Genomic DNA, 12,805 nt, shown 5'->3' on the forward strand with positions numbered 1-12,805 from the left:
AGATAGATAATGAAGAAATTAACCATACTATGCCTCTTGGCGATAGTAGCCCTGATAACAGCCTGTTCGGACGATGATACATTTACAACATCACGTTCGAACTTGTTGTCTTTCTCATCGGATACGTTGAAGTTAGATACCACTTTTTCTAATGTCCCTACATCCACAAAGACCTTCTGGGTGTATAATCGCTCGGGAGCTGGGCTTCGATTGACGAATGTCCGACTAGCACAAGGCAATCAAACGGGGTTCCGTGTGAATGTCAGTGGAGACGAGTTGAATGCAGCTAATGGCTATCAAGTGAAAGACTTAGAGGTGAGAAACAAGGATAGTATTCGTGTATTTGTGGAAATGACATCGCCTCTGAATAATGGAACAAGTCCACAGGAGATAGTAGATAACCTTATATTTACACTTGAGAGTGGCGTTCAGCAACGTGTAATCCTTAGTGCTTACAGCTGGGATGCGCAACTTCTAAAGGGTTTGAAGGTCGCCAGTAATATGACATTAACAGGCTCTAAGCCCATTGTCTTACAAGATACTCTGAAGGTAGAAGCGGGTGCGACACTTACAATACCAGCTGGAACAACGCTTTACTTCTCGCAGAAAGCATCACTGGAAGTGTATGGCTCGTTGCGATGTGAGGGTACGGCGGATCATCCCGTGGTGTTACGTGGTGACCGATTAGACCGCCTCTTCCCTTATCTTCCCTATGACCATGTGAGTGGACAATGGCAAGGAATACACTTCCATGCCGATAGTTACGATAATGTCATTAGTCATACCGACCTCCATTCAGCTTATAATGGTATCGTGTGTGACGCTGCCAACACCTCGCAAAACAAACTTACACTGGCTAACTCAACCATACATAATTGTCAAGGATATGGTTTGAAGGCTGTAAATAGTAAGGTGGAAGCCTATAATACACAATTCTCTAACACATTGATGGACTGCGCCTCCTTCCTTGGTGGGCACATTACGCTGACTCATTGCACCTTTGCTCAGTTCTATCCTTTCGATAGTAACCGCGGTGCAGCATTAAGTCTTGGCAATCATGAAGGCGATAAGGACTATCCTTTACAGGCTTTCAACATGGTTAACTCATTGGTAACTGGCTATTCTGAAGATGTCCTCATGGTGTATAACAAGGACGGAGTAACAGCCAATTATCAGTTCGATCATTGTCTGTTACGCACGCCAAAGCCAAAGGATACCGCTTTGCTCGCACGTTTTACAGACGTTATTTGGGAGAACACAAAGGACTATCCAGGGGGTGGAGATAAGCAATTTGTCAAGGTCAATGCCGATAAGCAAGACTATGACTTGCACCTTAAAAAGCCAGAGAATAACGTTCTCTCACCTGCTATTGATGCAGGGCGAGTATTAACAGATACACGTTTCGCAACCGATCATGATGGTAAGCAGCGTGATAATAAACCAGATATTGGCTGTTATGAGCTGATAGCTAATTAATCTAATTAGCCTTATTAGCCTAATTAGTCCTATTGCCTAATAAGGCTAATAAGCCCAATAACCAATAACAAATATCGACAATGAAGACAATAGATTTAAGTATTAAGATAGGATTCTGCCAACTTGATGAACTATCAGAAGACGAGCAACACCTCATCCAAACAGCAATCTCGGCTACGGGTAACAGCTATTCGCCTTACAGCAAGTTCCGTGTTGGTGCAGCATTGTTGCTTGCGAATGGCGTAGAAGTGATGGGGGCGAATCAAGAGAATGCAGCTTTTCCTTCAGGATTATGCGCTGAACGCTCCGCAATCTTTGCTGCCCAGTCCACTTATCCAGACCAACCTATCACCCTCTTAGCGATAGCTGCGGCTAATGAGTATGGTTTGATGCGTGACCCAATCGTACCTTGTGGCGCTTGCCGACAGGTTATCTTAGAGATAGAAAGTCGTTATAACCAGCCCATTCGTATCCTTCTTTATGGTACATCAGGCGTTTATGTTATTGATACAGTCAAGGACTTGCTCCCTCTCCAATTCGTTGGTGAGTCAATGAAGTAGGTCTCTATTCATTTAAAATATTATTAAATCATGGATTATCTACCAAAAGATCCAGCAATACTGGTAAGCAGTGCAAACATGCTACTGCGTGATGAAGAGTTCGATTCACTAGAGTCTCTTTGCAACAACTTCAATGAGGACGTTGACAAACTCAAGGCTTCTCTGCTCAAGGCAGGCTATGTATATAGCGAAGAGCAGCATCAGTTCCGCCCCATTGGCTTTGATAAGTAAGCGTGAATAACACTAATTTTCATTCAAATGAAGTATCAGCAAGCCCCGCCGAAAGGTGGGGCTTGTCTTTTAAACCTAGTCTAATAATAAGGTGTATGCCCTCTTCTGTTAGCTAGAAACGTGTTGCTAGCCAGAAGAAACATGATGTGTTCCTGTTTACAAAACCTTAATGTATGTGGGGGCTATCGTCTTAAATACGGACGACTTTCAGCCGATGTAATGTTGTCTCAGCGTATGAGACGTAGCGTTTCAAGCCTTGAGACACAGCGTTTCAGGCTTTGATACTCAGTGTTTCAGGCTTTGATACTCAGTGTTTCAGACCTATGATACACATCGTATCAGCCCTATGATACACATCGTTTCAAGCCTATGATACACATCGTTTCAAGCCTATGATACACAGCGTTTCAATACATGGAACGCAGGGTTTCAGTATATGGAACGCAGGGTTTCAGTACATGAAACGCACAGTCTCAAGCCATGAAAACGCTGTTATAAGTAGTTTGTTTAAGGCATTAGTTAGGTTTCTTTAAGGGGGAAGCAGACGTGTTTCTCGGTATTCGTAATAGGCTTGGTATAAAATAAGAGAGTGTATCAAAGGTTAAACTCTTTGGTATAGATAATCTCACCTGTCTAGTATTTGCAATCGTACTGACGGACGAGAACGTTTGTTTCTATACCCTTAACCTACTTGATACACTCTCTTGTTGTTGGCAGTATATGCCCTTTATGCTTCTTGCTGGCGCACACCCATGCGTGCTTCTACCACATTGACAACGTAGTCACCGAGCTTTTCACACTCCTGAATGATGTCTATATACATCGTACCAATAGCGTAAGTGTATTTATGTTCATTGACGTCATTGATGTTCTGTGAGCGTAGTTGATTGCGGTAATTATTAATCTCGTTCTCTATGTTGAACGAACGATTCACATCGTTGTCTTGTCTATGTCCCACCAAGATACGATTCATCTGCGTGAGAGCATCGTCCGTTAACTCGAACATCTGATGTATATGATCATACTGTTCCTCTGTAAAGTCCTCCTTGCCGCGTATGCGTCTTCCCACTGTACGAGCGATATTGTAACAAGCATCACCAATACTCTCTAGTTCTGAAATCTCACGTAACATAGAGCGTACCTTATCCTTTGTCTCATCGCTCAAATGGGCATTTGACACTTGATCAAGGTATTTGGCAATCTCAATCTCCATGTTATCTGAGATTCCTTCATACTTCTCAATGCGTGTATAAAGCTTATTGAACTTCTCTGTGTCACGCTCTCCAAGTAGTTCACGTACCATTCCGAACATTCTTTGGATACGTTCTGCAAACGACTTAATCTCCTTAGATGCTTCCAAGACAGAGAGCTCTGGCGTCTTCATGATACCTGCCTGAATGAAATGAAGACGGAACTCATCCTCGTCTTTGTTGGCCTTTGGCTTGATAATCAAGCATACTAACTTTTCTAAGTACTTGATGGGACCAACAAGGATAAGCGTGTTGGTAACATTGAACGTGGTGTGGAAGGCGGCTAACACAAAGCTAAGTTTAGCGGCATTAGCGGCAAATCCAGCTGCTCCCTTAGGCATCGTCACGTCATAACCAACCCAGCTGCAGACCATGTTAATGAATGGATGGAAGATACACAATACCCAAATAACACCAAAGATATTAAACACCATGTGTGCCATGGCAGCTCTTCGTGCCTGCGTGTTTGCCGTCAATGCGGCAAGGTTAGAGGTAACTGTTGTTCCGATATTCTCACCCATTACGAGTGCTATTCCTTGGTAGATTGGAAGCACACCGGTCGAACAGAGAATCATCGTAATAGCCATGATTGCAGCGGAGCTTTGCACACACATCGTCAGCACACTACCGATGAGTAAGAATACAATTGTGGTGAAGAAGCTCTGTGGATCGAACTGACTAAAGAAATCAAGTACCGCTTGGTTGTGTGCCAAATCCATGTCTATACCCGTTTGGCGCAGCGTTCCCAAGCCTAGAAACATGAATGATATGCCGAAGAGGAAGTCGCCAATTAGCTTGCGCTTCTTAGAGTAAATCAGTACAATACCAATGAAGAAAGCAGGCCAAACGAAGTCGGTAATGTTAAACGAGAAGCCTGCTGACATGATCCATGCCGTTAGGGTTGTTCCGATGTTAGCACCCATGATGACGGAGATAGCCTGCACAAGGGTGAGTAATCCTGCATTCACGAAACTAACCGTCATGACTGTTGTTGCCGTTGATGATTGGACGGCTGCGGTAATAAATGTACCTGTTAAAATACCAGTGAAGCGATTAGTTGTCATTGCACCAAGGACATGACGCAATTGAGGTCCTGCCATCTTTTGCAGGCTTTCACTCATTGCCTTCATACCAAACATTAGTAACGCTAAGGCTCCAATGAGCTTAAAAAAAATCCAAATCGACATATAATAACTTAATTTGTGACGACTAACTCTTGTGTATATGCAGAACAATCTTTACCTTTACCATTCGTATTTTATAGACGAACGATTTAGTCCACCGACTTACATTTAACACGTAAATGCTTATGACACAATTACTGCATATCCGCTGCAAAAATAATAAAAAAAGTCTGAAAGTCCCAATGGGAAGTACACTTTCTGATGTTTTCAAGGAAATAAATATTCAAATGCCTTATGGTCCTGTAAGTGCTAAAGTGAATAATAAAGTTGAAGGGTTGCATTACAGGCTCTATCATAATAAGGATGTGGAGTACCTTGATTTGCATACACAATCGGGTATTCGCACTTACACTCGGTCGCTTTTCCTTGTGCTTTGTAAGGCTGTCCACGACCTTTATTCGCGAAGCGAAGTGATCATAGATATTCCTGTTTCAAATGGTTATTATTGTAATTTGAAACTCGGTCATGCTATCACTGCAGAGGATGTAAACCGCATTCGCACACGAATGCAGGAGATTGTCAATGCTCATCTACCTATCCAACGTTTTGAAACAACAACAGAAGAGGCTATTGATATGTTCTCTAAACTCGGTGACGAACAAAAGGCAAAGTTGCTCAAGAGTAGTGGAACGCTTTATACTGTTTATTACGTTCTGGATGACTATAAGGATTATTACTACGGTTCAATGCTCACGAACACGTCACAACTATATCTCTTCGGACTCGAACCTTATTTTGATGGTGTGTTACTGCGCATCCCTTCCGTGCAAGATCCATCCCAATTAGGTGCCTTGATACGACAGGATAAGATGTTTGAAGTGTTTAAAGAGCATCATCGTTGGCAGAGTCTGTTAGGTATAAAGACGGTGGGTGACTTTAATGAGGCGGTTGGCAATGGTGAAGCCACCAATCTAATTAATGTCAGCGAAGCCTTGCAAGAGAAGAAGATATCACAGATTGCGGATAAGATTGCAGCAAAGAAAGATATTAGGGTGGTACTGATTGCAGGACCATCATCGAGTGGTAAGACCACATTCTGCAAACGGCTTTCTGTGCAACTACTTGCTAGTGGTGTGAAGCCCGTACAGATTTCGTTGGATGACTACTTCGTTAATCGGGAAGAAACACCGAAGGATGAACAGGGAGAATATGATTACGAAAGCATCTATGCACTGAATATTCCACTCATCAACGAGCAGTTTAATGCTTTATTCAATGGTCAGGAGGTGGAATTACCCAAGTATAATTTCCAAACAGGAAGTAGTGAGAAGAGTGGGAATAAGTTGCATTTGGAGGAGAATAACGTGTTGGTTGTAGAAGGAATCCATGCCCTTAACCCGACACTCACGGCTCAGATTCCCGACGACAAGAAGTTTAAGATCTATGCTTCTGCGCTTACTACCATCCTATTGGATAATCACAACTATATCCCAACAACTGACAATCGATTGCTCCGACGCATTGTTCGTGATTATAAGTATCGTGGTTGTTCGGCACAAGAAACGATCCGCCGATGGCCTAGTGTGCGTTCTGGTGAGAATAAATGGATATTCCCTTATCAGGAGCAAGCCGATGTGATGTTTAATACAGCTATGCTCTTCGAGCTTGCAGTCATAAAGCCACAAGCAGAGGAGGTGCTCGAGCAAGTACCAGAGAATTGTGAAGAATATGCCGAGGCCTATCGTTTACGCAAGTTCCTCAAGTACTTCTCTCCACAGCCTTTCCGTGCGCTCCCTCCAACCTCATTGCTCCGTGAGTTCCTTGGTGGTAGTTCGTTTAAGTATTAAGAAGTATTCTTGTTTCTCATGATAATTTAAAAAATAAGTCTTATCTTTGTGCTGTTAAACTTTTAAACAACTAATTATTAAAACAATGCACAAGTATTCCTTATTTAGATATCTGCGGAAGTATTTTCGTGAGACGTTATTAGCTACATGTTTCTGGTTAATTTATGAACTCTTTGATCATCTTGGGTTTGAACAAGCATGGTCTATTTTGTGGCCAGCACTAGTATTTGGCACGATTTTTGGCTTAACTTCAGTTGTAGAAGCCATATACAAAGATAAACATAAAAAGAGTAATTAGCCGAACAAAGCTGTTCCCCGTAAATTCCTCATTGATGAGAAGTTTACGGGGAACGTGTTAGAAGTGGTTTTTCCTCTTATCTGTCAAGTTTCCAGGTAACACCATCTTTAGTGTCTTTCACTTGGAAACCTGCATCAGCCAAAGCGTCACGAATCTGATCGCTGACCGCCCAATTCTTCTCAGCCTTAGCCTTTGCACGAAGATCGAGTACCATGTCTACTACCTTTCCGTATGCCTCTTCGCGTGCATCGTTATTAGCACTGCGCTCGTTCTTGAGTCCCAAGATGTCGAAAGCAAAGAGTTGCATAGCCTCCGTGAGTTCCCTTAGATCATCGGCAGAAATCTGTGCCTTGTGATCGATAAGAACGTTTACCAAGTGGCAAGCCTCAAACAGATTAGAGATGACAGCAGGCGTCATTAAGTCGTCATTCATCGCATCGTAACACTTCTGACGGAAGTTAGCAACAAACTTCTTCGTATTATCGTCCGATGCATCCGATGGCTGAATGCGTGCCGAATCCTCAATACCATTCATCAAACGTTCGTATCCCTTCTCTGCAGCTTGCAATGCCTCGTTAGAGAAGTCGACAGTCCCACGATAGTGAGCAGATAGGATGAAGAAACGAATTGTCATTGGCGAGTAAGCCTGCGTGAGCGTGTCATGCTTGCCAGTAAAGAACTGTTCGAGCGTAATAAAGTTGCCCAACGACTTACCCATCTTCTGTCCATTGATTGTAATCATGTTATTGTGCATCCAATACTTTACCATTTCATCGCCCTGTGAAGCTACAGCTTGCGCAATCTCACACTCATGATGCGGGAAAATCAAGTCCATACCGCCACCATGAATATCAAAGTGATCGCCCAAATACTTGCGCCCCATAGCTGTACACTCACAATGCCAACCAGGGAAACCATTACTCCAAGGCGATGGCCAACGCATGATATGTTCGGGCATAGCACGCTTCCACAATGCAAAGTCAACCTGATTATGCTTCTCACCAACGCCTGCTAACTCACGAGAGTTATTAATCATATCGGTGAGATTACGCCCTGACAATACGCCATAATGATGGTCCTTGTCATACTTAGCCACGTCGAAATAAATGCTACCATTGCTTTCGTAAGCATAACCATTGTCCATAATCTGCTTCACCAGCTCCTCCTGTTCAATGATATGCCCTGTTGCATGCGGCTCAATACTTGGCGGCAAAACATTCAATGCATGCATAGCATCGTGATAACGATTGGTGTAATATTGTGCAATCTCCATCGGTTCGAGTTGCTCAAGCCGTGCCTTCTTCTCAATCTTATCATCCCCCTCATCGGCATCATGCTCCAAGTGCCCCACGTCAGTGACGTTACGAACATAACGAACCTTATACCCGATATGCTTCAGATAGCGGAATAAGAGGTCGAAAGTGATGGCAGGACGCGCATGCCCAAGGTGTGGATCGCCATAAACAGTAGGACCACAGACATACATACCCACGTTAGGTGCAGCGATGGGTTGGAACAACTCCTTCTTACGATGCAGTGTATTGTAAATTACTAAGTCTTGCATAATCTGGTTATTTATTACTTAATGTGATGCAAAATTACAAAATTATTATCACCCGTAACACGTCTGTCTACACTTTTTATAATCTTTGTTTCGCATCGGTGAAAGATATGGAAGCGAATACGCAGGTCGTGCGTCTTCGTTTGATTATGTGCCTGTCTCTGCTTTGTCCGACTTATGTTCCCGATTCATTAGATGTATGTATTCCATTCCTTAGATGTGTATCTTTGGTTCGTTAGATATATGTCTTCCATTCATTAGATGTATGTCTTCTATTCGTTAGATGTGCGTCTTTGATTCATTAGACGTATGTCTCATGTTATTCTCATCATGATGAAACCTGTGTCTCATCATGATGAAACGAGTGTCTCATCACGATGAAACACAATCTTCACCATGGTGAAGATACTATGAGGCGTATGTGTAAAGGATGGCAGATGTATGTGTAAACAATGCCGAGCATAGCTGTAAGCAATATCGAACATACTTTGTAAGCAACATTGAGCATATCTGCAAACGAAATCAACCATACTTGTAAGCGGTATCGAGTATGGTTGAAAGGGGGCGGTAGACGTATGATGAAGGTGGGGAAAGGGCTATCTTTAGTGCTTCCAAAGCGTGGGAGGTGTTCGTTAGCCCACTTATTTGAAGTATTTGCTAACGAAGTTCTTCACTTTGGATTCATATAGTTTTGGATAGTCGTGATAGCTATATGCGTGCTCAGAACCTTGTGTTATCCATAGTTGCTTGGGCTGGGGTTTTGCCTTGTAGAGGGGATATACCATCCATGAAGGGACATAGGTGTCGTGGTCGCCATGAATGAAGAGCATGGGGCGGTGGCATTTCTTGACTTGTTCCATTGGACTCGCCTCATGGAAATTCCAACCATGCTTGACTTGGCAGAGGGCTGAGGCTAGGGGGACGAGGGGGAATTGTGGGAGGTTGAACTGCGCCTTTAGCTGGTCGGTACATTCGTCCCATACGCTGGTGTAACCGCAATCCTCTACGTATGCTTTCACGTATGTTGGGATATTCTCATCGCCTGACACGTTCATAATGGTGGCTGCTCCCATGGAGACGCCATGTAATACCATCTGACTAGGGTGGCGTTTATCACGGAACATCCGTTCGGCAACGGGTATCCATTGCTCTATGTCTTTGCGGTCGTTCCAGCCCATTTGTATGGAGTTGCCTTCGCTTTGCCCGTGCCCGTGAAGGTCGGGTAGTAGTACGTTCATGCGCATCACCTTATTATATATATGAGCGATGTATAGGAGTCCCAACCCGTTGTCTTTATATCCGTGGACGCATATTGCTGTGCGCCCGCAGGCTGAATCACCACGAAGATAGAAGGCGTGCGCCCGCAAGTGGTTATTGAGTAGGATGGTTGTGTCACGCAGTTGGTGGGTGGTCTTGAGGCTGTCTAACCATGGAGTAAGGCTTGGATAGCGTTGATGTAATTTTGCCCAACGATAGTCGTAAGTGTGGGTTGGCTCCTCAAGCATGTACTTTAGGAGATAAGATGTGGTAGCCGCTAGTGTGCCAATGACCACGATCAATGCGATGATAAGATATAGAGAGAGCTTCTTCTTCATTGTTATTTGTGATTAGGCTAAGGGATGAGTTCTGTTGACTTTCACGCCTCTATCATCCTGCACGTTCTTCAGTTTCTCTTGACTTCTTTGACTGCTTTCTAACTCCTCAGCACTTTCATGACCGTAAGTGATGTGTCGAGCCATTCCTCCATACGCTTGTAGTCTTTCCGCTCCCATATATCCTTGAAGTCCATAAACTCATGGGCGAGACGGCTCTCGTATGCGTTTCGTTGGTAGCTGGTGAGCTTTCCTTGCTCCATAATCTCCACTTTTCCGAACTCATTGGCTGTAGTTGGGATACGCACCCATCCTTTTTCGCCTTGAATTAAGGTGAAGGAAGGGCTACTGGAGTCCTTGGCTGCAACGCAGGAGGCTGTGAGATTGGGGTAGGTGAGCACCATAATGCCCGAGGTATCAACGCCATTGTGCCCATGATTAGCGAAATATTGGTTGGCGATAGGCTCCCCGAATAGTCCTACGATGATGTTGATGTTGTACACATTGAGGTCGTTCAAGGCTCCACCACCTAGTTCTGGATTGAATGCGGGGGCTATATCCCCCTGTAGGTAGCGCTCGTATCTACTGGAGTATTGCGAGAAATTACATTGTGCGAAATGTATGGGAGCAATGCGCTTGAGACTTTGCTTTACGAGTTGGAAGTTGGGGGTGTGAAGGGGTGTGACTGCCTCGAAGAGATAAAGTCCACGTTCGCGTGCCATCTGTGCGAGTAGCTTCGCTTCCTCAAGCGTACTCGTAAAGGGCTTCTCAACAATAACGTTGCGTTGAGCCTCTAATGCCTGGCGCACGTAAGTGTAGTGTGCGTTATTGACCAAAGCTATATAGACAAAGTCGGCATCGTCTTCTTTTAATAGTTGGGCATAGTCGGTATATACGTGGTCAATATCGTTCTCCTTTGCAAGCGTCAGTGCTTTCTCCTTGTTGCTGTGTGAAAAGATACTTGTTATCTCAATCCCTTTCGCCTCATTCCTTAGCATCTTGATAACCTCGGTGGCTATCATTCCTGTGCCTATAATACTTATCTTCATGCTGTTCTATTGATGTTTATGATGTGTTCAGAGCGTAACAAAAGTAGGAATTGTTTTGCAGATAATATAGGAAAAGACTATATTTGTGGTCTGTTAACAAGCTTTATAACTATTATGAACAAAAGATTTCTATTATTATTGGCGTGCCTTATAGCAGTGGGTATATTGGCTGGCTAAAAGATAACGGAGAGCCCCCTTCGCCTGCTGCAATACAAGAATACATGAATGATTTATTCATTGGGAATGGGGTAATTCCTAAACCTTCTATTACTCCTTGTTTAGTAGAAAAAGGTGTAGAGATTATTTATGGACAATATGAAATTGCTCCTTATATGCATGGTATGCCCACTTTCACGATTCCTTATAGTAAGATTGAGAAGTATCTTACACCTGAAGCTCGTCGACTTGCAGGGCTTGGTGATTGATGGCGGAAGAGGTCGCTTGCTAGGTTATAAGCACCTTCCCCATGATAAAGCAGAATATAAAAGCGTCTTCCTTTGTGATTAAATCTTATGAGGGAGACGCTTCCTTTATTTAATCTCTAGTTATGTGTCGATGTTATTAGTCTAGGTTCTGCAAAAGCCATACAAATCCTTTTGCCATCCTGATACCATTGTCTTGGAAATGGTTACCTTCGTTCCATTCCATCTTGCAGTTTACTCCCTTCGTTTTATATATGTGTTCTAGGTTGAGCATATCCTTACGAATGGTTGACATGAGTTTTGTTTTCGTCTTTTCTTCCTTATCTCCTAGACTTAGGTAAGCGTTCTTTATTTGTGGGGTGTGACTCTCTGCATAGTCAAGCCAACCTGTATACCATGCGGAAGGGGATGCTGCAGCAATACCATTGAAGGGTATCTCCGCTTGATAAGAAGCCCATAAAGCAAATAGCCCTGCAAGGGAATAGCCACCAAGAAATGTATTCTCTCCGCAAATGGATAAGTTGTATAGATGCTGTAATTTGGGAATCAGTTGTTGTATTATATATAATAAGGTGTGATTCGCACCATCTCCAAAGGGAATCTTTCCGAATACAGGTGGAGCTGACCATGGTGTTAATTCTGCATTCCACTTCTCTACACGCATAGCAATGTGGGTGAATGTTGCTGATGAATGTTCTTCTATATAGCTAATCTGGTGCTCTAATTCTTCCGTATCATGACTATCTACGGGTTGAATTAGAAAATCCTTTGCATTATCTTCGCAATGAATTATGCATGTATGACCATTTATCTCTATTATTTGTCTTTGATGTCTCATATTCTATTTATCGATGTTTGTATGCAAAAGTAACCCATTTTAGGTTAAATCCATTGATGTATGTCAATTTTATAAAGAAATATCACCTTTTCTTAAAAATAATCTTTAAAACATTTGGATTGTATTGGTTTTCTATATACCTTTGCATTCGCTTTTACGAAATAAGCCACGTGCTTATGAGTGTTTAAAGCAATAAAGAAAGCGTTCTTTGAAGAGATTTACATAAACAGAGAAGTAGTACAAGAAGCGTCTGTTTGATTAAGAATCAAATAGATGGGTAAAAGAAACGAACCGATCAATTCAATTGAATTCCTTATATAGGAAAAGGTGCTTTTAAAACTTGATACTAAAGGATAAGCATTCTGAAACAGAGATTACTCGGTGAAGAGTTGATTTTATGTGGTATTTGTTATCACTATTATCTATTCTAATCACCCAAACATATTTTACAATGGAGAGTTTGATCCTGGCTCAGGATGAACGCTAGCTACAGGCTTAACACATGCAAGTCGAGGGGAAACGGCATTTAGTGCTTGCACCGAATGGACGTCGACCGG

At 42.9% G+C, this 12,805-nt stretch carries 10 protein-coding genes; 5 read left to right on the top strand and 5 right to left on the bottom strand.

Annotated features, from left to right (window positions below; genetic code table 11):
• Nucleotides 1-9: 9 nt before the first annotated feature.
• The 3 genes from F0475_RS01420 to F0475_RS01430 all read left to right on the top strand — a co-directional run bounded on the left by F0475_RS01420 (nt 10) and on the right by F0475_RS01430 (nt 2,267).
• Nucleotides 10-1,476 carry a right-handed parallel beta-helix repeat-containing protein gene (locus tag F0475_RS01420; RefSeq protein ID WP_155715063.1) on the top strand — a complete coding sequence of 489 codons (1,467 nt, stop codon included), beginning with the start codon at nt 10-12 and terminating at the stop codon, nt 1,474-1,476.
• 80 nt (nt 1,477-1,556) lie between these two features.
• A complete protein-coding gene (gene cdd, locus F0475_RS01425; protein ID WP_155715064.1) occupies nt 1,557-2,036 on the top strand; it encodes a cytidine deaminase in 480 nt (159 codons plus the stop codon).
• 30 nt (nt 2,037-2,066) lie between these two features.
• Nucleotides 2,067-2,267: a DUF4250 domain-containing protein gene (locus tag F0475_RS01430; protein ID WP_009434320.1), complete on the top strand. Its 201-nt coding sequence runs from the start codon at nt 2,067-2,069 to the stop codon at nt 2,265-2,267.
• A gap of 727 nt (nt 2,268-2,994) precedes the next feature.
• Here the strand turns inward: F0475_RS01430 and F0475_RS01435 are convergent.
• Nucleotides 2,995-4,704, bottom strand: a complete 1,710-nt coding sequence (locus F0475_RS01435; RefSeq protein ID WP_155715065.1) for a Na/Pi cotransporter family protein — start codon at nt 4,702-4,704, stop codon at nt 2,995-2,997.
• Nucleotides 4,705-4,820: 116 nt separating this feature from the next.
• Here F0475_RS01435 and F0475_RS01440 point away from each other — a divergent pair, with 116 nt between their 5' ends.
• Nucleotides 4,821-6,488, top strand: a complete 1,668-nt coding sequence (locus F0475_RS01440; protein WP_199879764.1) for a nucleoside kinase — start codon at nt 4,821-4,823, stop codon at nt 6,486-6,488.
• 374 nt (nt 6,489-6,862) lie between these two features.
• On the opposite strand, the gene cysS is transcribed toward F0475_RS01440, so the two are convergent.
• The 3 genes from cysS to F0475_RS01455 all read right to left on the bottom strand — a co-directional run bounded on the left by cysS (nt 6,863) and on the right by F0475_RS01455 (nt 10,988).
• Nucleotides 6,863-8,350 carry a cysteine--tRNA ligase gene (cysS, locus tag F0475_RS01445; protein ID WP_155715067.1) on the bottom strand — a complete coding sequence of 496 codons (1,488 nt, stop codon included), beginning with the start codon at nt 8,348-8,350 and terminating at the stop codon, nt 6,863-6,865.
• A gap of 638 nt (nt 8,351-8,988) precedes the next feature.
• Complete coding sequence (locus F0475_RS01450) at nt 8,989-9,942, bottom strand: alpha/beta hydrolase (protein WP_155715068.1); 954 nt, start codon at nt 9,940-9,942, stop codon at nt 8,989-8,991.
• Between the two features lie 98 nt (nt 9,943-10,040).
• A complete protein-coding gene (locus tag F0475_RS01455; RefSeq protein ID WP_155715069.1) occupies nt 10,041-10,988 on the bottom strand; it encodes a Gfo/Idh/MocA family protein in 948 nt (315 codons plus the stop codon).
• 221 nt (nt 10,989-11,209) lie between these two features.
• Here F0475_RS01455 and F0475_RS01460 point away from each other — a divergent pair, with 221 nt between their 5' ends.
• Nucleotides 11,210-11,413, top strand: a complete 204-nt coding sequence (locus tag F0475_RS01460) for an RsiV family protein (protein ID WP_234422926.1) — start codon at nt 11,210-11,212, stop codon at nt 11,411-11,413.
• Nucleotides 11,414-11,549: 136 nt separating this feature from the next.
• Here F0475_RS01460 and F0475_RS01465 read toward each other — a convergent pair whose 3' ends face one another.
• Nucleotides 11,550-12,248: an alpha/beta hydrolase gene (locus F0475_RS01465; RefSeq protein WP_155715070.1), complete on the bottom strand. Its 699-nt coding sequence runs from the start codon at nt 12,246-12,248 to the stop codon at nt 11,550-11,552.
• Nucleotides 12,249-12,805 lie beyond the last annotated feature (557 nt).

Origin of the sequence: Prevotella vespertina, assembly GCF_009728485.1 — a bacterium.
GTDB classification, from domain to species: domain Bacteria; phylum Bacteroidota; class Bacteroidia; order Bacteroidales; family Bacteroidaceae; genus Prevotella; species Prevotella vespertina.